The organism is Kutzneria sp. NPDC051319, assembly GCF_040682195.1.
In the GTDB taxonomy this organism is placed as follows: domain Bacteria; phylum Actinomycetota; class Actinomycetes; order Mycobacteriales; family Pseudonocardiaceae; genus Kutzneria.
Map to the genome: position 1 here is coordinate 112,855 of NZ_JBFBAM010000001.1, position 21,726 is coordinate 134,580.

At 68.6% G+C, this 21,726-nt stretch carries 22 protein-coding genes; 15 read left to right on the top strand and 7 right to left on the bottom strand.

The features are described 5' to 3' along the window. Nucleotides 1-206 precede the first annotated feature (206 nt). Nucleotides 207-815, top strand: coding sequence for a hypothetical protein (locus tag AB0M73_RS00500; protein WP_043722144.1), 609 nt, complete (start codon nt 207-209; stop codon nt 813-815). Nucleotides 816-940: 125 nt separating this feature from the next. Beyond that, nucleotides 941-1,294 (top strand): hypothetical protein, encoded by a 354-nt coding sequence (locus tag AB0M73_RS00505; protein WP_363885200.1) that lies wholly within the window; start codon nt 941-943, stop codon nt 1,292-1,294. Between the two features lie 89 nt (nt 1,295-1,383). On the opposite strand, the gene AB0M73_RS00510 is transcribed toward AB0M73_RS00505, so the two are convergent. Together AB0M73_RS00510 and AB0M73_RS00515 are read right to left on the bottom strand one after the other, a co-directional pair. Beyond that, a complete protein-coding gene (locus tag AB0M73_RS00510) occupies nt 1,384-1,899 on the bottom strand; it encodes a hypothetical protein (protein WP_363885202.1) in 516 nt (171 codons plus the stop codon). A gap of 55 nt (nt 1,900-1,954) precedes the next feature. Beyond that, nucleotides 1,955-2,797 (bottom strand): hypothetical protein, encoded by an 843-nt coding sequence (locus tag AB0M73_RS00515; RefSeq protein WP_363885204.1) that lies wholly within the window; start codon nt 2,795-2,797, stop codon nt 1,955-1,957. A 199-nt stretch (nt 2,798-2,996) separates the two neighbouring features. On the opposite strand from AB0M73_RS00515, the gene AB0M73_RS00520 reads away from it, so the two are divergent. Both AB0M73_RS00520 and AB0M73_RS00525 read left to right on the top strand, forming a co-directional pair. After that, nucleotides 2,997-3,515 (top strand): hypothetical protein, encoded by a 519-nt coding sequence (locus AB0M73_RS00520; RefSeq protein WP_363885205.1) that lies wholly within the window; start codon nt 2,997-2,999, stop codon nt 3,513-3,515. 141 nt (nt 3,516-3,656) lie between these two features. Next, nucleotides 3,657-4,748, top strand: a complete 1,092-nt coding sequence (locus tag AB0M73_RS00525) for a HoxN/HupN/NixA family nickel/cobalt transporter (RefSeq protein ID WP_363885207.1) — start codon at nt 3,657-3,659, stop codon at nt 4,746-4,748. A 39-nt stretch (nt 4,749-4,787) separates the two neighbouring features. On the opposite strand, the gene AB0M73_RS00530 is transcribed toward AB0M73_RS00525, so the two are convergent. The 3 genes from AB0M73_RS00530 to AB0M73_RS00540 form a co-directional block, all read right to left on the bottom strand. After that, complete coding sequence (locus AB0M73_RS00530) at nt 4,788-5,933, bottom strand: DUF222 domain-containing protein (RefSeq protein WP_363885209.1); 1,146 nt, start codon at nt 5,931-5,933, stop codon at nt 4,788-4,790. Nucleotides 5,934-6,530: 597 nt separating this feature from the next. Then, nucleotides 6,531-7,610 carry an FAD-dependent oxidoreductase gene (locus AB0M73_RS00535; RefSeq protein ID WP_363885210.1) on the bottom strand — a complete coding sequence of 360 codons (1,080 nt, stop codon included), beginning with the start codon at nt 7,608-7,610 and terminating at the stop codon, nt 6,531-6,533. 67 nt (nt 7,611-7,677) lie between these two features. Beyond that, nucleotides 7,678-8,541, bottom strand: coding sequence for an RNA polymerase sigma-70 factor (locus tag AB0M73_RS00540; protein ID WP_363885212.1), 864 nt, complete (start codon nt 8,539-8,541; stop codon nt 7,678-7,680). Between the two features lie 58 nt (nt 8,542-8,599). Here AB0M73_RS00540 and AB0M73_RS00545 point away from each other — a divergent pair, with 58 nt between their 5' ends. From AB0M73_RS00545 to AB0M73_RS00570, 6 genes are all read left to right on the top strand, one after another. After that, complete coding sequence (locus AB0M73_RS00545) at nt 8,600-9,355, top strand: MerR family transcriptional regulator (protein ID WP_363885214.1); 756 nt, start codon at nt 8,600-8,602, stop codon at nt 9,353-9,355. Nucleotides 9,356-9,488: 133 nt separating this feature from the next. After that, the gene (locus AB0M73_RS00550) at nt 9,489-10,286 is read left to right on the top strand and encodes a hypothetical protein (RefSeq protein ID WP_363885215.1); all 798 of its coding nucleotides are present in this window, start codon (nt 9,489-9,491) and stop codon (nt 10,284-10,286) included. Continuing rightward, nucleotides 10,283-10,810 carry a hypothetical protein gene (locus tag AB0M73_RS00555; protein WP_363885217.1) on the top strand — a complete coding sequence of 176 codons (528 nt, stop codon included), beginning with the start codon at nt 10,283-10,285 and terminating at the stop codon, nt 10,808-10,810. The genes AB0M73_RS00550 and AB0M73_RS00555 overlap by 4 nt, the downstream gene beginning before the upstream one ends. Next, complete coding sequence (locus AB0M73_RS00560) at nt 10,807-11,448, top strand: hypothetical protein (protein WP_363885219.1); 642 nt, start codon at nt 10,807-10,809, stop codon at nt 11,446-11,448. Before AB0M73_RS00555 ends, AB0M73_RS00560 begins: the two co-directional genes overlap by 4 nt. Before the next feature lie 32 nt (nt 11,449-11,480). After that, nucleotides 11,481-12,821, top strand: a complete 1,341-nt coding sequence (locus AB0M73_RS00565) for a hypothetical protein (protein ID WP_363885221.1) — start codon at nt 11,481-11,483, stop codon at nt 12,819-12,821. Next, nucleotides 12,818-13,525 carry a hypothetical protein gene (locus AB0M73_RS00570; protein WP_363885222.1) on the top strand — a complete coding sequence of 236 codons (708 nt, stop codon included), beginning with the start codon at nt 12,818-12,820 and terminating at the stop codon, nt 13,523-13,525. Before AB0M73_RS00565 ends, AB0M73_RS00570 begins: the two co-directional genes overlap by 4 nt. On the opposite strand, the gene AB0M73_RS00575 is transcribed toward AB0M73_RS00570, so the two are convergent. Then, a complete protein-coding gene (locus tag AB0M73_RS00575) occupies nt 13,518-14,096 on the bottom strand; it encodes a TetR/AcrR family transcriptional regulator (protein ID WP_363885224.1) in 579 nt (192 codons plus the stop codon). The genes AB0M73_RS00570 and AB0M73_RS00575 overlap by 8 nt on opposite strands. A gap of 185 nt (nt 14,097-14,281) precedes the next feature. On the opposite strand from AB0M73_RS00575, the gene AB0M73_RS00580 reads away from it, so the two are divergent. The 4 genes from AB0M73_RS00580 to AB0M73_RS00595 all read left to right on the top strand — a co-directional run bounded on the left by AB0M73_RS00580 (nt 14,282) and on the right by AB0M73_RS00595 (nt 19,855). Beyond that, the gene (locus AB0M73_RS00580; RefSeq protein WP_363885226.1) at nt 14,282-15,070 is read left to right on the top strand and encodes an SGNH/GDSL hydrolase family protein; all 789 of its coding nucleotides are present in this window, start codon (nt 14,282-14,284) and stop codon (nt 15,068-15,070) included. Nucleotides 15,071-15,145: 75 nt separating this feature from the next. Beyond that, entirely contained in the window at nt 15,146-16,750 is a 1,605-nt protein-coding gene (locus tag AB0M73_RS00585; protein ID WP_363885228.1) for a carboxyl transferase domain-containing protein, read from the top strand. A gap of 2 nt (nt 16,751-16,752) precedes the next feature. After that, complete coding sequence (locus AB0M73_RS00590; protein ID WP_363885230.1) at nt 16,753-18,702, top strand: acetyl/propionyl/methylcrotonyl-CoA carboxylase subunit alpha; 1,950 nt, start codon at nt 16,753-16,755, stop codon at nt 18,700-18,702. Nucleotides 18,703-18,706: 4 nt separating this feature from the next. Further along, on the top strand, nt 18,707-19,855 hold the full coding sequence (locus tag AB0M73_RS00595; RefSeq protein ID WP_043722169.1) for an acyl-CoA dehydrogenase family protein: 1,149 nt from the start codon (nt 18,707-18,709) through the stop codon (nt 19,853-19,855). Between the two features lie 157 nt (nt 19,856-20,012). Here AB0M73_RS00595 and AB0M73_RS00600 read toward each other — a convergent pair whose 3' ends face one another. Then, nucleotides 20,013-20,816 (bottom strand): hypothetical protein, encoded by an 804-nt coding sequence (locus AB0M73_RS00600; RefSeq protein WP_363885233.1) that lies wholly within the window; start codon nt 20,814-20,816, stop codon nt 20,013-20,015. 210 nt (nt 20,817-21,026) lie between these two features. On the opposite strand from AB0M73_RS00600, the gene AB0M73_RS00605 reads away from it, so the two are divergent. Then, on the top strand, nt 21,027-21,695 hold the full coding sequence (locus AB0M73_RS00605) for a lysophospholipid acyltransferase family protein (RefSeq protein WP_043722171.1): 669 nt from the start codon (nt 21,027-21,029) through the stop codon (nt 21,693-21,695). Nucleotides 21,696-21,726 lie beyond the last annotated feature (31 nt).

Genomic DNA, 21,726 nt, shown 5'->3' on the forward strand with positions numbered 1-21,726 from the left:
CCGGGGCCGGATCACTGTATGTCGACTTTCCCTCTTATACGGGATTCGGCTGCGGTGCGTGACTATGGGCAATGCACTTGCACAGGGGCTACGCTCCCGCACTTGACACCGTCAGGGATGGGTGTGTGGTGATAGACCCGTGGGTTGTCGGGCTTTGTGGCGTGACCGTTCTGGCTATATCCAGTGCGGTCGCGATTGCGGCCTACATGAGACCGAAATTTACCGTCGCAACGGCCGGCGGCGGCGCGGACGGACCGTTCGCGGACGCCGACCTGATCGGTCCGGAACTGCGCGACTGGGCCGCCGCCCACTATCGGCGGACCGTGCCCGTGCTGCGGGTCTGGCAGCGCCGGGCCTGGCTGTACGGCGCGGCCCACTTCTACGCCGTCGGCTGGACCGTGCTGATCTCGCTGTCGCTGCCGTTCCTGATTCCGTACGTGACCGACGGCAACGGCTCGCGGCTGCTCGTGCAGGCCCTGTCCGTGTTCGGCGCGGTGGTGTTCGGCCTGCACAGGACCTTCAAGGCCGAGGAGAACTACGGCAAGTACCGCCTGCACGAGTCCAGCGTCTACACCCTGGTCCGCAAGCTCGTCGACGACCCCGACCAGCTCGGCGCCTCCGACGCCGAGCGCCGTCGCCGCTACCTCGCGGAGATCGAGCGGATCAGGGAACGCGCCCGCAACGACGAGATCAACAATCTGCCCAGTCCGTCCTCTCCGCCCCGCACCGGCCCGGTCACGCCCATTCCCGAGCAACGGGTTGACGGTTATCGATCGGCCGCGCACGGGCCTTTGAGTGGAGGAGCTTCTCCGTGAGTCAGCGAAGCCGGGTGAGCGGCGTGTGGACGCCATCACCGATAGAACGAGAGGCTGCGTGGGAGCTGTATGTCGAGCTCGCCACCAGGATTACGACCGTGGAACAAAAACCGGGGGCCGGAATCGTGAGGGAGGAACTGAACAGCATTTACTCGCTCTTCGCCTGCACCCGGGACATCCTGCGCAAGTACGGTCCCGAGCTGGCCCCTCGTGGCCGGGCCGGCGGCGTCACCTTCGCCGGCATCGCCGTGGAGATGGTCAACACCGTGCTCCGCCCGCTGCTGACCAAGTGGCATCCCGCCCTGGCCGAGTGGGAGGCCGCCCGCCTGCCCGGCGACAGCGTCGTCATGCACGAGCGCGCCTGGGAGCAGGTCGACCTGCTTCGCGCCGAAGTCTCCGACACCCGCCGCGTCCTCCTGGAACTGGCCGCCGACCTCCACGACGCCATGCAGATCGAGCCCTTGATCGGCGGGACGTGATGACCCGCGACATGGCCTGAGGCGAGCCCCATCCATGATCAAGGCTTAGTTCCTCCACTCCGAGTGGAGGAATGGTCCCTTCCGAACGGTCAAACGACGTCGTCGTCGCCCGTGTCAAGGGCGTTGGCGATCCAGGCGGCCACCGGGAGGTCTCGGTTGGTGCACTCGGTGGCCAGCCGGATCGTCCAGCGCAGGGCCTGCATGACCACCGCCGCCACCTCGCTCGGGTCGGCGGTGCTCAGGGCGATGTCGATCTGCGCGCGGGCCGCGTCCTGGTCGCCGTGCACCTCGGCGAGCAGGGTGCGGACCGCGGTGCGCACCGGCGGGTCGGCGTCGTCGATGGAGACTTCCTGGCCGTCGGCGTCGTAGACCTGCATCTTGACCGGGGTGGCCCCACCGGAGCCGAGCGCGGCGACCATCTCGCTGCACTCGCGGAACAGCATCAGGACCAGCTCCTTGCCGTCCACGTCACCCGCGGGCGACGTGTCGACGAAGGTGGTCAGCAGGCTGATCGCGGCGCCGTCGTCGCCCGCCTGGGCGGCGGCGAGCGCCTCACCCGCCGTGCTGACCATCCGCTGTCGTCGGTCCGGATCCTGTGGGTCCACCGGCCCATCTTGCAACACAACCGCGACCGGCGGTGATCCAATCGGCCGTCCGGGTTCAGGAGTGCTTGAAACGCCAGGTCTTCGAGTCGGTGAGCACGCAGAAGCCGGGCGACATCACGATCACGCGCAGGGTGCCGTCGCGCATGTCGTAGTCCATGCCCTCGACCTCGAACGTGCCGCTGCACCCGCTCTGCAGGGGCAGCTGACCGAGAGCGCTCACGTGGGCCGTCACGTCGGCGCCGCCCAGCGGGCCGCTCAGATCCAGTTGCAGCAACGGCTTTGTCATGCCGTAGAGCGATCCGTCCGGGTCGTCCGACGCGCAGAGCAGCTGGGTGGGCGAGGTGAAGTCACAGCCCTGGACGTCGCGAATCGGGTGGTCCGGGCGAATCGCGAAGCCGTACGGCAGGTTCTGGCTCGGCGTGGTGAACCGGACGCCGGGCATCGGGTAGACCAGGAGACGATCCATCGTGCCCCACTCGCCGGACACCAGCCACTGCCCGTCGGGCGAGACCGCGGCGAAGGAGTTGTTCAGCGCCTCCCACGACTCCAGCTTGTGCGTGTACTCCGACCAGCTGCCGTCGGGGGCCTGGACGCGGAACATCTTGGCCCCGTTGTTGTCGCTCTGGTACGGCTCGATGTAGTAGCCGAGCCGGGAACCCGGGTCGCCCACGTGGTTCCAGCCCTTGACCGAGTCCCCGATCGGCACCGTGGACAGGCCGGTGTACTGGATGAAGCTGGAGTTCGGCCGGACCACCGTGGCCAGCCCTTGGCTCTCGTCCAGCGCTCGTGCGTGGTCGGAGCCCTGGATCACCCAGGCTCCGGTGTCGGCGTGCGCGAAGCCCGGCACGATCACCGCGATCGCCACCGCCAGCGCGGCGGCCAGCGTCTTCCTGCCCATGAGCCCAACCCTTCCCTCAGCGGACGGCCGGGCAAGACGTACCAGTTCAGGGCAGGAATCTGAAGAATTTTCGCGATCCTGTCCGTGACGGGACGGATAACTGTGAACGATCCGGGCTTCTCGTGACCGTGGACGCGCTCCTACCCTCGGCTGAGTTAGGGAAGTTTCCTAACCATATATGTGAATCGAGGAGGTGTGCATGACAAGCAAGCTGCTCGCTGCCCTGCTCGGCATCGGCTTGCTCATCGCGGGAGCCGCCCCTGCTGAAGCCAACACCGTCCAAGCTGCCGCTACACCGCACAGCACCACGTACACCATGTACGTGACGCTGTACGGGGCCTTGGACAACGACCCGCCCGGCAGTGCCGACATCGCCTATCCGCAGATCCACTCGAAGGCCGGCGGCACGGGCACGTACAGCAACCCGGTCACGTTCGCCACCAGCAGCTCCGAGCTGGCGCCGGGCACCCGGGTGTACTACTCGTATCTGAAGAAGTACTTCATCATGGAGGACAGCTGCGCCGCCTGTATCTCCGACTGGAACAGCGGCAAGCGCCACATCGACATGTGGGCCGGCAACTCGACCAACTCGGCGATCCTCGGCTGTGAGGACAAGCTGACCCGCAGCGGTTCGGTGATCGTCAACCCGGCGTCCAACCTGACGGTGGACACGACGCCGATCTTCAACACCAGCACGCACAAGTGCTACTCGCCGTGATCGTACGGTGACGCAGCGGTCCGGTAACGCCGCGCCGGGCCGCCCGATGTGAGAATTCTCCGCCGTTGAACGCTGTCGCAAAAGGGTTGCAGGTACCAGAATCTTGCCTGTTGTTTTCCCGAGCCTGGAAGAGGCGGCGACATGGCGGACACCCTGCGGCCCGATCGGACCCGGCCGCTCGACCGGTCGGAGTGGGCCAGCATCGGCGGCATGGCGGGTTTCGTGCTCGCCCTGCACGTGATCGGCTGGGGTTCGCTGATCTTTCTCATCTCGCCGGCCAACTACCAGATCGGCAACGGCCAGGTCTTCGGCATCGGGCTCGGGCTCACCGCGTACACGCTCGGTCTGCGCCATGCTTTCGACGCCGATCACATCGCCGCCATCGACAACACCACCCGGAAGCTGATGTCCGAGGGCAAGCGCCCTTTGTCGGTCGGTTTCTGGTTCTCTCTCGGTCATTCCTCTGTCGTCTTCGGTCTCTGCGTGTTGCTCGCCTTGGGCGTGCGGGCCTTGGCCGGCGAGGTCTCCGACGACGGTTCTCCCTTGCACAGCTGGACCGGCCTGGTCGGCACCCTCGTCTCCGGGGTCTTCCTCGTGCTCATCGGCGTCATCAACCTGGTGGTGATGGCCCACATCATCAGGGTGTTCCGCAAGATGCGCGGCGGCGAGTTCGACGAGGCCGAGTTGGAGCGCCGCCTCGACGAGCGTGGCTTCATGAACCGCATCCTGCGCGGCCTGACCAAGGCCATCAGCCGCCCGTGGCAGATGTACCCCACCGGTCTCCTGTTCGGCCTCGGCTTCGACACCGCCACCGAGGTCTCCTTGCTCGTCCTGGCCGGTGGCGCCGCCGCGTTTTCCCTGCCCTGGTACGCCATCCTGACGCTGCCCGTCCTCTTCGCCGCCGGCATGAGCCTGTTCGACTCCATCGACGGCTGCTTCATGAACTTCGCCTACGGCTGGGCCTTCGCCAAGCCCGTGCGCAAGGTGTTCTACAACATCACCGTCACCGGCTTGTCCGTCGTGGTCGCCCTCGTCGTCGGCCTCATCGAGCTTTTCCAGCTACTGGCCGAGAAGCTGGAGATCACCACCGGCATCCTGGGCTGGGTCGACACCCTCGACCTCAATGTCGTCGGCTACGTCATCGTCGGCCTTTTCGTGGTCACCTGGCTGGTCGCCCTGGCCGTGTGGCGCTTCGGCCGCATCGAGGAGCGCTGGGAAGTCAAGCCTTCCTAGCGCCGTTTCCCTTGCCCCGAGCCGGGTTTCGCGCCGGCTCTATGCCGTTCCTTCCAGCCCGTCCGAGAACACCGGCCTGGCGTTCACCATCGTCACCGTCCACCGACTGTGGTGGATCAATCGGTGGTGGGATCCGCACAGCAGCACCATATTGTCGAGGCTGGTGGGTCCTCCGTCTGCCCATTCGACTACGTGGTGGGCGTGGCATTGCGCCGGCTCCGTCTGACATCCCGGGAACGCACACGTGCCGTCCCGCTCGATCAGCGCCTTGCGGATCCCCTTCGGAGCCGTCCGCTGCTGCCGCCCCACATTCAGGATCTCTTCGTTGGCTCCCAGCACCAGGCGCATGACCGTGCTGTCGCAGGCGATCCGGCGGGCCTCGGCCGCGCTCATCACGCCGCCGCCCTCGACCTTCGCCACACCCGTGTTGTCCATGAAGTCCTGGAAGGACATGGATAGCGTCAGGTGGGGCCGTTCCCCGCCCTGCTCGGGCAGGCCTTCGCTACGGGAGGCCAGCTCAATGATCTCCGCGAACGCATCGCCCTGCCGCTCAGCGGTGGTGCGGGGGTCTGTGCCGGAGGTGGGCTTGGCCAGCGCACTGAGCATTGCCGCGATCTTCGCCCCGTACTCCTGGTCGAGCATTCCCCAGAACACCATGCTGCCGTCCAGCTTGCGTTCGAAACGGAACTCCCGCTTCGGCTCCCGCAACTCCCGGTCATCCGGCGCTTTGCCGTCCTGGTTGAGATGGAACAGGATCCGCTGCGCGATGTTCTTGAACTCGCCCTCGTCGAACTGGACGTTCTCCAACAGGGATGCCTCAACCCGGTCCCGTTCGACCGCTGGCGCTATCCGCAACGTCTCGTGGATGATCTTCAGGTGCTGCCGGTCCAACTCTCCAGCGCGGCCTGCTTCGCGGATCGCCCTGCTGTGGAACAGTTCTGCGTACCGAAGCCGCTCACGGGCTTCCCTGACCGTGAGCCGCCAGCGGATCACCATTGTCGACACGATCGAGGTCCGGTCCTCCTTCGACCGGCACGACCGGTCCCACACCTCCCACACCCGCTCCAGCTGCCGGATGTAGAGCGCCCGATACAGGCTCTCGGCTTCCTCGCCCGCTTGCCACAGCTCCAGTTCGCCGTGCTGCCACCCTTCGGTGTCGGCAGGGAATTCAGGATTCGCTGACATGTCTCAATAATACTCCCCATTTGTGATCGACTTCCGTTACGCACCAACCTATACACGATCGTGGCGGCCTTCATTCCCTTCACTGGAAAGCGCTTTCCAGCTTCCCTCTCAACGCCTCCCTCACCGTGATCGAACCTCTACCCTTCGGTCCGTCCCAAGCCTTCTGTAAACGCGCGCCCCCACCCCACCCGATGCCGCGCAACGCAACCCGCCCCATCCACCCACCTCGCGCCCCTCCACTCCAGCACCGCATGCCGAAGAGAGAATAATTGTTGTATAGGCGGAGACGGCAACCGCGCGGTGCGGACACCCGACGCACCACCGGGCTCAAGAGCCAGCGACGGTCAGGGACGGGTGTGGCCACCGATTTCCAGGCGACGGCGGTCGTTTCGCTGCCAGACCTGGCAACCAGCCGACCGGCACCCGCGCGGTGCGGACACCCACCGCACCGCCGCACCGCCGCACCACCGCACCCAACACCGCTCAACACCAGCAACTCCAGGGTTCAACCACCGCACCCCCAGCCCCCAGCCCCTCAACCCCCAGCCCTCAACCCCCAGCCCTCAACCCCCAGCCCTCAACCCTCAGCCCCAACCCCTACCTCAACGCCGTCCAGCCGGCACCGCGCACAATTCCTTCCTTGATCAGCGCACCGACTCGCCCCGTGATGACCCTCTCCTTGGGACGATCCAACGCGTCGACCACCTGCACCAGTCCGTCCCGCCGTCCGAGGCTGATGCACTGGATGTGGTACCGGTAACCAAAAGCCCGAGGCTCCTGCCCACGCAGCCGGGCGGCGATGGCCTTGGCGGTGTACTCGGCCATGGGCTCGGCGGTGGCGCAGGCCATGCGCAGTTCCTGCCCGTCGACCCGAACGACAGCGCTGTCGCCGATGGCATAAATGTCAGGATGTGAGACCGAGCGCTGAGTGCCGTCGACCAGGATTCGTCCACTGTGGTCGGTCTCGACGCCGGCATCCCGAGCCAGCGCAGAAACACGGAATCCCGTGGTCCACACGGTAACGTCGGTGGGCAGCTCGACACCGTCGGTCAACACGACGCTGTCGGCCAACACCTTGGCGACGCGGGCACCGGTGCGGACCTCGATGCCCAGACGGGAGAACACCCGGCCCAGGTGCTGGCGAGCCCGGGCGGAGAGGCGGCTGCCGGGGGCGTGGCCGGCGACGATGCGGACGTGCAGGTGGGGGTGCTGCTCGGCGAGCTCGGTGGCGGCCTCGATGGCGGTGAGACCGCCACCGATGACGGTGACGGTGCCCTTGCGCGGCAACGACTCCCGAAGCCGGGTGGCGTCGGTGTGGTCGGAGACGGTGAAGGCGTTCTCGGCGACGCCGGGGATGCCGTGGTCGTCGGCGACGCTGCCGAGGGCGTAGACCAGCGTGTCGTAGCCGATCAGGCGGCCGTCGACGTCGATCGTCTTACCACGGGGGTCGAGAGCCTGGACCCGGCCGATGACGAGGTCGATGCCGGTGCCCCGCACGGACTCGGCCAGAGGGCGCACCCGGAGGTTCGTGCCGGCGGCGTGCTGGTGGAGGCGGATGCGCTCGACGAAGTGGGGGGAGGCGTTGACGATGGTCACCTGAGCGTCGGTGCGCCGGGCCAGGCGGTGGGCGGCGATGAGACCCGAGTAGCCGGCCCCGATGACGACGATGTTGGTCATGTCCAAGTCCCTTCAACTGTGATGACGGGACTTGAACCGGGCAGCGGCCCGATTCCTGACAGGGCGGCTATGTGGTCTGCGTCACCTGGCCCGCGACGTGGGCGAGTTTGTCGGGGTTGACGACGGCGCGGAAGTCGGTGATGAGGCCGTCGACGATCTGGAGGTTGATCACGACCGACAGCTCGCCGTGGATGAGGGCCAGGATGGCGGGCTCGCCGTTGACCTCGTCGATGCGGATCTCCAGGCCGTTGACGTCGCCGGCCAGCCAGCCCAGGTACACCGCCGCCCGCTGGCGGCCCCGGATCGGTTTGCGCGCGGCCTGCCGCTTGCCGCCGCCGTCGGCCCAGGCGACGACGTTCTCGGCCAGCATGCCTTCCAGCGCGGCCATGTTCCCACTGCGCGCGGCGACGAGGAAGTTCTTGGTGATGCGGAGCTTCTCGGTGCCGTCGGCGTCGTAGCGGTGCCGGTCCTGGGCCACGCGCTGCTTGGCGCGGTGGTAGAGCTGCTGGCAGTTGGCCTCGGTCAGGTCGAGCACGTCGGCGATCTCGCGGTGGCTGTACTCGAACGCCTCGCGCAGCACGAACACGGCCCGCTCGGCGGGAGTGAGGCGTTCCATCAGCAGCAGGAAGGCCATCGACACGGATTCGCGCATTTCCAACGGGTCGGCCGGGGTGTACGCGGTGAGCAGCGGCTCGGGCAGCCACGGGCCGACATAGCTCTCGCGACGCGCACGGGCCGAGGTCAGCCTGGTCAGGCAGAGGTTGGTGAGAACCTTGGTCAGCCACGCGGCGGGCTCGCGGATCTCGTCCTGGACGGCGGCATGCCAGCGGAGGTAGGTGTCCTGCACGGCGTCCTCGGCCTCGGCGGCCGAGCCGAGCAGCCGGTAGGCGACCGCGAACAGGCGCGCCCGGTGCTGCTCGAAGTCCGCCACGCGGCCGATTCTAGGCGTGACTTGACCCTCTCGTAGCGAGAATCCCTACCGTGATCCCATGAGCTGGTCGATCACCGAACTGGCCCGGATGTCGGGAGTGACGGCCCGGGCACTGCGGCACTACGACGACGTCGGACTGCTGTGGCCGGCCCGCATCGGCCCCAATGGCTACCGCTGGTACGAGCGGGAACAACTGCTGCGGCTGCAGGAGATCCTGCTGATGCGGCAGCTGGACATGGACCTGCCGACCATCGCCCGGATCCTCGACGGGGAACACGACCGGCTCGCGGCACTGCGAGACCACCGCGAGCGCCTGCTGGCCCGACGCGAGCACCTGGACGTGCTGGTGCGCACGGTGGCCAGAACCATCACCGACCTGGAAGGAACGCAGGCCATGCCCGATCACGAGCTGTTCGACGGTTTCGAGCTCAGCCCGGCCGCGCTGGACGAGCTGGAGGCCAAGTCGCCGCCGTCGTCCCGGCCCTACTTCGACGAGCTGCGGGCCAGCACCGCGAACTGGACCGAGCAGGATTACGCCGCGGCCAGCGAGCAGGCGGCCGACGGCGAGCGCCGGCTGCTCGCCCTGATGCTGGATGACGTGCCGGCGGACGACCCGCGGGTGCTGGACCTGATGGCCGAGGCCCACGCCGCGGAGCAGACGCTGCTGGTGCTGAGCAAGGACGACTACTGCCAGCTCGCGCAGGCCTTCGCCGCCACGCCCGAGCTCCGCACGCACCTCGACATCCGGCATCCACGGCTGGCCGAGTACATGCGGGACTCCATGCTCGCGTATGCCGCCGCGCGGCTGAGCTGACGACCCCCCGATCGGGGCAATTAGCGCAATAATCCGGCCTCTATAACTCGAATGGGCGACAGCTCGCCTTCGATTTTCCCCGCACCCCAGCTACCCTCCGAAGTTGGAACCAATTTCGGCTGGGGGTGCCGCCATGAACGCTGACGTCGATCATTGGCTGGCCCGTGAGTTGCCCGCGGAACTGGCCCGACGCCCCGGATTTGAGGGATTGGCGATCGGCGGCTCCCACGGCGCGGGTGAGGCCGACGAGCATTCCGATCTCGACCTGTTCGTGTTGGTGGCGGAGGATCACCTGGCCGACGCCCTGTGCGGCGAGATCGATCTCGTGCCGGAGGCCATCGGGGCGGACCAGGTTCGCTATCTCCCCGAATTCGGCGTGCGGACGGCCGCCATCAGTGCGCGTTTCGGCCTTGTCGAATTCTTCTTCCTGGCGCCGTCGACCGTCGTGCCCACTCCGCTACGGGCGAAGAATCGCATTTTGTGGGATCCGCGCGGCCGGTTCGCGGCGCTGCTCGATTCTTCGCTACGAGCGGCCCGCGATCCGGCCGTGGTGCGTCGGCATCGCAGCGCCGCCGCCGTTGATTTCCTGATCGGCTATCTCTCGGCGGTGAAAAGCCTGCGCCGTGGCCATTACGGCGCCTGCCTCACGCGCCTGGACCGGGCCCGGAACCTGATCTTCAACGCCCTGGTCTCCGCCGACCCGTGGTGGCCGACCCACGGCGTGCCGACCCGGGATGCCCTGGCCGCCGTCGGCCTGTGGACGACGTTCCTCGACACGGTGCCGACCGCCGATCCGGCCTCGGCCCGCTGGGCCCTGCTCGTGCTCGGCCGCCTCGGCCGTGACCTCATCGCCGCCGATCCGCTGTGTTCGGACGCCGTCCGCCGCCACGCCGCCGATGCCCTGGCCCACGCCGCGCGGGACCTCGCATGATCCCGCCACGACTGGTCGACGAGGCCCTGAGCAGCGCGTTCGCCGAGTTCTGGGGTGTCGTGGACGTGCGGCGCGAGGTCATGCCGCTGGCCGCGCTGCGGTCGACGATCCGAAGCCTGCGCCAGGAGCGGCTGAGCACCGCGCACGCGGTGTTGGGCCAGCTGCTCGCCGCCGGGGTGCGGCCCTACGAGCCGGTGCGGCACGCGCCCGACGTCATGGCCCTGGGCGTGGTCGTGGAGTCGTACGGCCACACCGCGGTGCTGCTGGACGGCACGAACCGCGCGGTGGCGGCGCTGCGCCACGGGTGCGTGGAGATCGTCGTGACGGTGGTGTTCCCGAGAGTGTCGAAACCGCCGGCGGCGGACACCGTGCCATTGCGAGAAGTGGGTGTCTGGGTCGAGGAAGGACCCAGGAAGGAATTGTTCCGCGGGCTGGACGAGGATTTGTTCCGGCCGATGCCGGAGATCCTCGCGCACGCGGAGCGGGCAGTGCTGAAGGAACTCGCCGAGGAGGAAAGAAAATGACGATGAACGACTTCACGTGGGACAACCGCGACGACTGGGCACATTCGACCCGGCTGCACCGTGACGAGATACCGGGCCGGGTCGCGCTGACCGCGCCGCTGCTGGTGGCGCACGCCGATGATCCAGAATTGATTCTCCTGGTCGACCCGCACCCGCAGGGCACATGGGAGACGTGGATGTTCCCCTATGCGTCCCTGGTTCTGTCCGCGGCGGAGATCCGCAGAGCATGCGGGGACGAGGTGGAATTCCTCCGGCTGGGTGAGGGGGACAGCCTGGCCGAGGTCTCCGAATCGGTGGTTCACCTCCGTGAACGCATGGGGCCCGAGTATCGGGACGCGTTGTCCGTCGGCTACAACAACGTACTCCCGCATTTGAGGGATTCGTGGGGTGGCGAGCCGGTCTACTGCAACTTCTCGCTGAAGTTCTCGCACACGTCGAACAACTACACGGCGTACGTGTTCGACTACCACCGGACCGTCTGGCCGTCCGACCGCCGTCCGTCGGTGCCGCACGTCTGGGTGCGGATCGACGAGTTCGCGGGCCGGCGGATCGACGGCGCCTTCCGCCACGAGGGTCGCAAGGTCTCGTCGAACGTGCCGGAGGTGCTCGACCGGATGACCGGCGCTTTTCCCCGATGACCGCCACCACGACGATGTGATGTGAGCCGGCGGTGACCTACGAGATCATCGACAGCGGGACGCCCGACCGGCGGCTGGAGACGCCGCCGGCTCAGGTGTGGGTGATCTGCACCCTGGAGATCACCGTGCACCAGGCCCCGGCGCACCCGCACCTGCTGGTGACCTATCCCAGCTATCCGTTGGGCACCGGGGCCGCGCACGACGAGGGCTACTGGGCCACGCCCTTCCTGGCCTACCCGGTGAACGTGGGCTACAGCCCGCCGACCACGGTCAAGTCGCTGCGGCGGCACATCGACAACACCGTGGCCACCCTCGATCCCGACGGCGACATCAACCAGCTGGCCGACCTGCTCGGCCTGCGCGACATCACGGTGGACCGGCTGGGGGAGTTCATCGAGATCAAGATGTCGCCGCGCTCACCGGATCTGGTCAAGGCTTTCAAGATCATCCGCTACACACTCTCCGCTGTGGACGATGCCTGCCTGCGCAACATCGCCGACCCGGACCTGCGTCGCGGCTACGCGTTCCTGCCGCTGGATCCGGGCAGCGACTTCCTGCACGAGCGGTACAGCCAGGCGCACCGGCGGCACGAGCAGTGGTTCCTCGGCAAGCCGCTGATGAGCCACATCCAGCACGTGCTGGCCACGCCCGGCCTGCGCGCGACGCTGGCGTCGTCGAGCATCTCCTTATCCCGTGAGCTGTTCGCACGCACCGAGAGCGGGCTGCTGGTGGCGGTGGATCTCGCCGGCTACGGCACGGCGCTGAAGTACGCCCGGGAGCAGATGCACAGCTTCGGCTCGGACGCGAAGTCCATCCAGGCCGCCTTCCGCAAGTCCATCGGCACCTACTTCGACCGCATGCTCGGGCAGCTGGGCGCGATGCAGGTGCAGACCGCGGGCGACGGCTTCGTCGCCGCGTTCCCGGCCCGGGTGTTCGGCGACCTCGACCGCCTCGTGGCCGACCTGCTGGCCCAGTGGCGCCTGTTCGTCGGCGGGATCGCCGTGCTGAACAAGGAGATCCGCGAGGAGGGGCTGCGGGTCGGCTCGCGGATGGCGTTGCACTTCGGCGAGTACGAGTACGGGCGCATCGGCGGCATCAACAGCTACGTGCCGGCGTTCGACGGAGCATCCATTGTGGAGGTTGCTCGACTGGAACAGGGCCTGGCCATCGCGATGCGCGCCGCGAAGGCGGTCGAGGAAGGCCCTGCGCTGCAAGCGAAGCGGCACTACGTGATCGTGAGCCGGGAGCTGCGTGACCGGCTCGGCGAGCACTGGCCGGCGGCCGACGGGCCGGCCGACCGGGTTGGTGTCCTGGACCTGGAGGCGAAGGAGTTCCGGGACCGGGCCGAGGTGTGGGAGGTGAGGTCGTCATGATCGGCACGGTGATCGAGGCCGCGGACATCGGCCTGGCGCTGCGCGACAACTCCGACCAGGTGCACGCCATCGCCTGCGCCCTGGTCACGGACCTCGCGGCGGCCACCGCCGACCGCGCCGTCCGCGATCGCCTGGCCGGGCGGGCGGCGGTGCACCACAACGGGTTCGTGAAGCTGGTGGTCGTGGACACCGACGAGTGGGGCCCGGGTCCGCTGCGGGGCTTCCGCCTCGTGCTGCACGTCTGGGATCCGGCGGTGGCCCCGCACAGCGTCGAGGAGATCCACAACCACCGCTGGCGTTTCGCCAGTGTGCTGCTGTGCGGGGCCCTGAAATGGGAGCATTTCCACGAATACGACGGCGAGGACGAACCGATTCCCTGCCTGGAGTACGAGTACCGCAGCCCCGGCCGTGACGGCGGCTACCGCCTCCGTCCGCGCGGCCCGGTCACGCTGGCCCGCCAGTTCGTGGCGCTGGCCGGCGTCGGGGCGAGGTCGATGATGACCGTCAGCCAGATCCACCGCGTGGAGCCGGTCGCGGACACCCTGTCGGCCACGCTGTTCCTGCAGTTCCCGGTGGAACGGAGTTCGACCCGGGTCTTCGTGGAGGCCTGGCGGCCGGCCTCGACGACAACGCGGCAGCTCCGGCAGCCGGGCCCGGAGGAACTGGCGGAATGCCTGCGGCGGCTCTCGACCAGCCTCACGTGAGGGAGTGGACCGCCGCGTAGGCCATGGCCGCCAACAGGTCCGCCATCTGGGCCCGGTCGAGGTGCGCGGAGTGCGGCGTGGAGTTGATCAGGCCGAACAGGGCATGGGCGGCGGCGCGGGCGGCTGGCTCGCCGACCTCGGGCCGGGCCCGGCGGATGGTGGTGACCCAGACCTCGACGTAGCGCCGCTGGAGGGCCCGCACACGCTGGCGGTCGGCGTCGGCGAGGTTGCCGAGGTCCCGCTCCTGCACGGTGATCAGCGCGGGGTTGTCGAGGGCGAAGTCGACCTGCCAGCGGATGAGGGACCGGACGGAGTCCTCGGCGTCGCTGGAGGTGTGCACGCGGGACTGGGCGCCGTCCAGCAGCAGCTCGCTGATGGACGTGAGCATCTCGCCCAGCACGGCGTCCTTGCTGCGGAAATGCCGGTAGAGGGCGGGCCCGGAGATGCCGACGGCGGCGCCGATGTCGTTGATGCCGACGCCGTGGAAGCCGTGCCGGGCGAACAGCTCGGCGGCGGCGGCCAGGATCTGCTCCCGCCGGCTCGGCGGCGCGGTCTGCTCGGCGGAGGGCACCCACCGATGGTAGTCGAGGGTGTTAGTGAACGCTAACCGCGGTATCGAACGGAGGAGTGACCGGGGAACTTTCGCACCCAAAAGGCGAATAAGTCATCAACTCTTGACGTATCTCTTCCGGTCGAAACCGGTTCACTGCAACGATTATCCGGTCTCGGCACACTCAGCGGAGAGGTTCCCCTGCCATGCGCCTGTCTCGTGCCCTCGTCTGTCTTTCGGCGGTTGCGGCCGCCGCACTGTCCACAACGGCCTACGCGTACGCGGCCCCCGCCGCCGTGAACTACGCCGCGGTCGGCGACTCCTATGCGTCCGGTGTCGGCACGCAGAGCTCCTACGACAACGGCTGCGACCGCAGCAGCAAGGGCTACCCCAGCCTGTGGGCGGCCGCGCACTCGGTGTCCGCTTTCACGAACGTCGCCTGCTCGGGCGCCAAGACCGGTGACGTCATCAACGGCCAGGTGGGCTCGCTCAGCTCGGCCAACACGGTCGTCACGGTCACCGTCGGCGGCAACGACGCGGGCTTCTCCAGCACCATGGAGTCCTGCATCGTCGGCGGCGACTCGGGCTGCAACACCGCGGTCAACAAGGCCAAGGCCTTCGTCAGCAGCACCCTGCCCGGCCTGCTGGACAACACCTACAACGCGATCCGCGGCCACGCCCCCAACGCGACGGTCTACGTGGTCGGCTACCCGCGCTTCTACCAGCTCGGCGGCTCCTGCAGTGTGGGCCTGAGCGACACCTCCCGCGGCTACATCAACAGCGGCGCGGACGCCCTGGACACGGCCATCTCGGCCGCGGCCGGCCGGCACGGCTTCCGGTTCGTGGACGTCCGCATCGCGTTCGCCAACCACGGCATCTGCTCGTCGTCGGCGTGGCTGAACAGCGTCAGCTGGCCGGTCGTGAACTCCTACCACCCGAACTCGTCTGGCTACTCCTCCGGCTACCTGCCGGCGCTGACCGCTGTGACCGGGTGACCTGACTGGACGAAGCTGTTAGCGACCGCTAACCTGGAGGTCTGGGTTAACGGTCGCTAACAGCTGAGGAGCGTCATGGTCGCGCCGGCACTGGCCAGCGCCGCGGATCCGACCGATCCGGGCTACCAGCGCAACGTCAAAGAACACGCCGAGCTGGTCGCGCAGTTGCGGTCGCGGCTGGCCGACACCGCGCTGGGCGGCCCCGAGAAGTCGCGCATCCGCCATGTGGAACGGGGCAAGCTGCTGCCGCGCGACCGCGTGGACTCGCTGCTCGACCCCGGCTCGCCGTTCCTGGAGCTCTCCCCGCTGGCCGCCAACGGCATGTACGACGACCAGGCCCCGGCCGCCGGCATCATCACCGGCGTCGGCCGGGTCGAGGGCCGCGAGTGCGTGATCGTGGCCAACGACGCCACGGTCAAGGGCGGCACCTACTACCCGGTCACCGTCAAGAAACACCTGCGCGCCCAGGAAGTGGCGCTGCACAACAACCTTCCCTGCCTGTACCTGGTCGACTCCGGCGGCGCGTTCCTGCCCAGGCAGGACGACGTCTTCCCCGACCGGGAGCATTTCGGCCGGATCTTCTTCAACCAGGCCACCATGTCGGCCCGGGGCATCCCGCAGATCGCCGCCGTGCTCGGCTCCTGCACGGCCGGCGGCGCCTACGTGCCGGCGATGAGCGACGAGGCGATCATCGTGCGCGGCCAGGGCACGATCTTCCTCGGCGGCCCGCCGCTGGTGAAGGCGGCCACCGGCGAGATCGTCACCGCCGAGGAGCTGGGTGGCGGCGAGCTGCACTCCCGCACCTCCGGCGTCACCGACCACCTCGCCGAGGACGACGCCCACGCGCTGCGCATCATGCGCCAGATCGTCGGCACCTTCGGCCCGCGCGCGCCCCGGCCGTGGGAGGTCGAGCCGACCGAGGAGCCGGCCGTCGACCCCGAGCAGCTCTACGGCGTCGTCCCGATCGACACCCGCACCCCGTACGACGTGCGGGAAGTCATCGCGCGGGTCGTCGACGGCAGCCGGTTCGCGGAGTTCAAGTCGGAGTACGGGACGACGCTGGTCACCGGGTTCGTCCGGATCCACGGCCACCCGGTCGGCATCATCGCCAACAACGGCATCCTGTTCGGCGAGTCCGCGGTCAAGGGGGCGCACTTCATCGAGCTGTGCGACCAGCGCGGCATCCCGCTGGTGTTCCTGCAGAACATCTCCGGCTTCATGGTCGGCCGCGAGTACGAGGCCGGCGGCATCGCCAAGCACGGCGCGAAGATGGTCACCGCCGTGGCCTGCGCGCGGGTGCCCAAGTTCACGGTGGTCATCGGCGGCTCGTTCGGCGCCGGCAACTACTCGATGTGCGGCCGGGCCTACTCGCCCCGGTTCATGTGGATGTGGCCCAACGCCAGGATCTCGGTCATGGGCGGCGAGCAGGCGGCGTCGGTGTTGGCGACCGTCCGCCGCGACCAGCTCGGCGACGACTGGTCCATGCAGGACGAAGAGGCATTCAAGCAGCCGATCCGGGACCAGTACGAGAGCCAGGGCAACCCGTACTACTCGACCGCCCGGCTGTGGGACGACGGCGTGATCGACCCCAAGGACACCAGGACCGTGCTGGGCCTGGCGCTGTCCGCCGCGGCCAACGAGCCGCTGCCTCCCGTCCGCTACGGCGTCTTCAGGATGTGATCATGTTCGACACCGTACTGATCGCCAACCGCGGCGAGATCGCCGTCCGCGTCACGAACTCCTTGCGGCGCATGGGGATTCGCAGCGTCGCCGTGTACAGCGACGCCGACGAGGGCGCCCGGCACGTGCGCGAGGCCGACGTCGCCGTGCGCATCGGGCCGGCCGCCGCGCGCGAGAGCTATCTGTCGATCGAGCGCATCATCGACGCCGCTCTGCGAACCGGGGCCCAGGCCGTGCACCCCGGATATGGCTTCCTGGCCGAGAATGCGGCCTTCGCCCGGGCCTGCGCCGAGGCGGGGCTGGTGTTCGTCGGCCCGCCGCCGTCGGCGATCGACGCCATGGGTGACAAGATCCGCGCCAAGCAGACCGTGACGGCCGCCGGCGTGCCGGTGGTGCCGGGCGCCTTCGGCGACGACATCGAGCACGCGGTGGCCGAGATCGGCTTTCCCGTGCTGCTCAAGCCTTCCGCCGGCGGCGGCGGCAAGGGCATGCGGCTGGTGCACTCGCTGGACGAGCTGCCGGCCGCCATCGAATCGGCCCAGCGCGAGGCCCGGAACTCCTTCGGCGACGACACGCTGCTGGCCGAGCGCTTCGTGCTCAACCCGCGGCACATCGAGATCCAGGTCCTGGCCGACAACCACGGCACGGTGCTGCACCTGGGTGAGCGGGAGTGCAGCCTCCAGCGCCGGCACCAGAAGATCATCGAAGAGGCGCCCTCGCCCCTCCTGGACGAAAAAACCCGTGCGCGCATGGGGAAGTCGGCCGCCGACGCCGCCGCGTCGGTCGGCTACAGCGGCGCCGGCACCGTGGAGTTCATCGTCTCCGCCGACCGGCCCGACGAGTTCTTCTTCATGGAGATGAACACCCGGCTCCAGGTCGAGCACCCGGTGACCGAGCTGGTCACCGGCGTCGACCTCGTCGAGCAGCAGCTGCGGGTGGCCGCGGGGGAGAAGCTTTCCCTTACGCAGGAGGACATCCGGCTCACCGGCCACGCCGTGGAGGCCCGCATCTACGCCGAGGACCCGTCCCACGGCTTCCTACCCACCGGCGGCACGCTGCTGGCGCTGGAGGAGCCGACCGACCGGATTCGCGTGGATTCCGGGGTTTCCGAGGGCTCGGTCGTCGGCAGCGACTACGACCCCATGCTGGCCAAGCACATCGCGTACGCGTCCACACGGGACGAAGCGCTGCGCCGGCTGCGGTCGGCCCTCGGCGACGTCACGATCCAGGGCGTCACCACGAACATCCCGTTCCTGCGGGCCCTGCTGGGTGATGAGGACGTCGTCGCCGGGCGTCTCGACACCGGCCTGGTGGAACGCAAGCTGGAAGCCCTCGTCGCCAACCCGATGCCCGAGGACGTGCTCGTCGCGGCGGCCCTGGAGCGGGCGCTGGCGCTGGAGCCCCGGGGCGAAACCGTTGACCCGTGGGACATTCCCGGCGGCTGGCGGATGGGCGAGCCGGCCTGGACGACCTGGCTGATCGGCGCGCCCGGCGACGAGCCGGCGCGCGTACGCCTGCGCGGACGGGCATCCGACGCCGAAGTCGTCGTCGGCGACGGCGAGCCGGTCAAGGCCGGCGCCTGGCGCGACGGCAATCGTCTTTACGTCCGCTGCGCGGGTGTGACCCGGTCGTACCGGCACGCCCGTGACGGCGAGATCACCTGGATCGGCAACTGGCCGCTCCAGGAGCCGGAACAGCTGTCCCGCAAGGGCGCGGCCGGCGCGGCCGGCGGCGCGGTCACCAGCCCCATGCCGGGCACGGTGCTGCTGCTCAAGGTGGCCGCGGGCGAACGGGTCAACGCCGGCCAGCCGCTGCTGGTCGTCGAGGCCATGAAGATGGAACACACGGTCGTCGCGCCCATCGATGGCGCGGTCGCGGAGCTGGCGGTGCACGCGGGCCAACAGGTTCGGCTCGGTCAGCAGCTCGCGGTGGTTGCACCCCTACAGGAGTGACGAGATGGACACCAGGATCAGCCCCGAGCACGAGGCGCTGCGCAAGACGGTCGAGGAGTTCGCCCGCGAGGAGGTCGCGCCGGTCATCGGCGACTTCTACGAGCGGGAGGAGTTCCCGTACGAGATCGTGGCCAAGATGGGCCGGATGGGCCTGTTCGGCCTGCCGTTCCCCGAGGAGCACGGCGGCATGGGCGGCGACTACTTCGCCCTCTGCCTGGTCCTGGAGGAGCTGGCCCGGGTCGACTCCTCGGTCGCGGTCACGCTGGAGGCCGGCGTGTCGCTGGGCGCCATGCCGATCTTCCGCTTCGGCACCGAGGAGCAGAAGCGGGAGTGGCTGCCCCGGCTGACCTCGGGCGAGGCGCTGGCCGGCTTCGGACTGACCGAGGCCGGCGGCGGCTCCGACGCCGGCGCCACCCGGACCACCGCCAAGCTCGACGGCGACACCTGGGTGATCAACGGCTCCAAGTGCTTCATCACCAACTCCGGGACCGACATCACCGCCGCGGTCACGGTCACCGCCGTGACCGGGCAGAGGGCCGACGGCGGCAAGGAGATCTCCTCGATCATCGTGCCGTCCGGGACGCCCGGCTTCACCGTGTCGAAGAAGTACTCCAAGGTCGGCTGGAACGCCTCCGACACCCGCGAGCTGTCCTTCTCCGACGTCCGCGTGCCGGCCGCCAACCTGCTCGGCGAGCGCGGCCGGGGCTACGCCCAGTTCCTGCGCATCCTCGACGAGGGCCGCATCGCCATCGCCGCGCTCGGCGTGGGCCTGGCCCAGGGCTGCGTCGACGAGTGCCTGCGCTACGTCAAGGAGCGCGAGGCCTTCGGCCACAAGATCGGCACCTACCAGGCGATCCAGTTCAAGATCGCCGACATGGAGACCCGGGCCCACACCGCCCGGCTGGCCTACCACCACGCGGCCGACAAGATGCTGCGCGGCGAGCCGTTCAAGCGGGAGGCGTCCATCGCCAAACTGGTGTCGTCCAACGCGGCCATGGACAACTCGCGGGACGCCACCCAGATCTTCGGCGGCTACGGCTTCATGAACGAGTACCCGGTCGGGCGCTTCTACCGTGACGCCAAGATTCTCGAGGTCGGGGAGGGGACGAGCGAGGTGCAGCGCATGCTCATCGCTCGCGATCTGGGCCTGTAGGCCCGGAGGCTCAAGATCCGGTCCTGTAGTCGCCCGACTACGATTGGCAACACTGAGGGTTTCGGTGCGCCGAACCCGGGTACTACAGTGAGGTCGGTACGAAGCTCCCGCCGTGTTCCTCCCCCCTCGACATGGCGGGTTACCCCGGCGCCCCCGCTCACCCCCGTGCGGGGGCGCCGGCTTTTTCCTCCACGGCCGGTTCCCGCTGCTCGGCCACGTGCACCAATGGCTCTTCGAGCAGGTCGTGCCGGCCGGAGATGAACTCCTGAATGCGGATCTTGAGCAGGATCAGGGGCTGCCGGTAGCGGGCCTCCCGCCGGATCGCCACGCTGAGCTTGCGCGACCCCGCGCGGTAGCGCCAGCGGGCCCACGGCGAGTTCGGGCGGGCCAGCCGCAGCGCGCCGATCTCGGCCAGCGGCGGCAGCAACAGCCCCAGCAGTCCGGTCCAGATCTTGCCCTTGAGCAGGGCGACCACCGCGAAACCCAGGTCGACCAGCGCCACCAGGCCGGTGGTCACGTGCGGCGGCAGGTTGAAGTCCGGCAGCAGGCCGTAGTCCAGGGGCTTGGCGCCGAGCAGTAACAGCCCCGTCAGGCCGACGGCCAGGAACACGGCGTCCACCGACAGCCGGCCGGCCTGCGTCCAGTAGACGTCACGCAGGTGCAGGATGAGCGCGAACTCGTCGAGCACCAGGGCCGTGCCCACGCCGAACAGGGCCGCCGACCACAGCCGCCAGTCGCCCGCGTCGTCCGGGGTGGCCAGGCCGATCACGCCGCCCAGCATCATCGCCACGACGCCGAACACCACGTGGTGGATGTGGGTGCCACCGGCCGCCACGTTCCCCGGCCACCAGCGCACCTTCGCTCTGATCATCCGCACGCTGATCCTGATCAGCACGAACGCGATGACCAGGCCGAGGAAGAACCAGAGCAGGCGCTCGTGTCCTGGATCCCAGTGGCCCATGTGCCGACCACCCTTCGCCAAGTGGTTGTCGCCGAAGGTTACGCCCGGGGGCCCTGGTCGGTTGCCAGTTTGCGAAGTCCGGGCCGCGGGCGGGTTCCAAAACCAGTACTGGGGTACCCCGTGACGGACAGCACTGGCACTGTCGTGCCTTCACCAGCGTTGAACATGACAAAATCCATGCGGCATCGTGGGCGGCGCGGAGGTCGTGTTTTGCTGTACTGGTTCATGAAGCGGGTTGCGGGACGGTTGGGCCGGGCGGTCTACCGCCCCAAGGTCGAGGGTCTGGAGAACATTCCGGCCACCGGCGCGGTGATGCTTGCCAGCAACCACCTGGCGTTCGTGGACAGCATCGTCATCCCGATGGTGGTTCCCCGTCGGGTGAACTTCCTGGCCAAGGCCGAGTACTTCGAGGGCAAGGGCGTCAAGGGCGCGCTGATGCGCGGCTTCTTCGGCGGCCTCGGGCACATCCCCGTCCAGCGCGGCAGCGGCCGCGCGGCGCGGGCGGCCCTGGACACGGCCGAGGAGGTGCTGAACAAGGGCGGCGCCTTCGCCATCTACCCCGAGGGCACCCGCTCGCCGGACGGCCGGCTCTACCGCGGCCACGCCGGCGTGGCCCGGATCGCCCTCGCGACCGGCGCCCCGGTGATCCCCGTCGGCGTGATCGGCACCGACCAGGTCCAGAAGAACGGTCGGGGCCTGCCCCGCATCCGTCCGATGACCATCCGGTTCGGCAAGCCGCTGGACTTCTCCCGCTACGAGGGCATGGCCGAGTCGACCATGATCCACCGGGCCGTCACCGACGAGATCATGTACGCCATCCTGGAGCTCACCGGCCAGGAATACGTGGACAGCTACCGCCCCCACCCAAAAGCCGCGTGACCGACTGAAAGCAGCGTGCCCGCCGAGGTAA

Coding starts and splice junctions, on each gene's coding strand:
- AB0M73_RS00500 (WP_043722144.1), top strand. CDS start 207: ATGAGACCGAAATTTACCGTCGCAACGGCCGGCGGCGGCGCGGACGGA.
- AB0M73_RS00515 (WP_363885204.1), bottom strand. CDS start 2,797: ATGGGCAGGAAGACGCTGGCCGCCGCGCTGGCGGTGGCGATCGCGGTG.
- AB0M73_RS00520 (WP_363885205.1), top strand. CDS start 2,997: ATGACAAGCAAGCTGCTCGCTGCCCTGCTCGGCATCGGCTTGCTCATC.
- AB0M73_RS00525 (WP_363885207.1), top strand. CDS start 3,657: ATGGCGGACACCCTGCGGCCCGATCGGACCCGGCCGCTCGACCGGTCG.
- AB0M73_RS00530 (WP_363885209.1), bottom strand. CDS start 5,933: ATGTCAGCGAATCCTGAATTCCCTGCCGACACCGAAGGGTGGCAGCAC.
- AB0M73_RS00535 (WP_363885210.1), bottom strand. CDS start 7,610: ATGACCAACATCGTCGTCATCGGGGCCGGCTACTCGGGTCTCATCGCC.
- AB0M73_RS00545 (WP_363885214.1), top strand. CDS start 8,600: ATGAGCTGGTCGATCACCGAACTGGCCCGGATGTCGGGAGTGACGGCC.
- AB0M73_RS00550 (WP_363885215.1), top strand. CDS start 9,489: ATGAACGCTGACGTCGATCATTGGCTGGCCCGTGAGTTGCCCGCGGAA.
- AB0M73_RS00555 (WP_363885217.1), top strand. CDS start 10,283: ATGATCCCGCCACGACTGGTCGACGAGGCCCTGAGCAGCGCGTTCGCC.
- AB0M73_RS00560 (WP_363885219.1), top strand. CDS start 10,807: ATGACGATGAACGACTTCACGTGGGACAACCGCGACGACTGGGCACAT.
- AB0M73_RS00570 (WP_363885222.1), top strand. CDS start 12,818: ATGATCGGCACGGTGATCGAGGCCGCGGACATCGGCCTGGCGCTGCGC.
- AB0M73_RS00580 (WP_363885226.1), top strand. CDS start 14,282: ATGCGCCTGTCTCGTGCCCTCGTCTGTCTTTCGGCGGTTGCGGCCGCC.
- AB0M73_RS00585 (WP_363885228.1), top strand. CDS start 15,146: ATGGTCGCGCCGGCACTGGCCAGCGCCGCGGATCCGACCGATCCGGGC.
- AB0M73_RS00590 (WP_363885230.1), top strand. CDS start 16,753: ATGTTCGACACCGTACTGATCGCCAACCGCGGCGAGATCGCCGTCCGC.
- AB0M73_RS00595 (WP_043722169.1), top strand. CDS start 18,707: ATGGACACCAGGATCAGCCCCGAGCACGAGGCGCTGCGCAAGACGGTC.
- AB0M73_RS00600 (WP_363885233.1), bottom strand. CDS start 20,816: ATGGGCCACTGGGATCCAGGACACGAGCGCCTGCTCTGGTTCTTCCTC.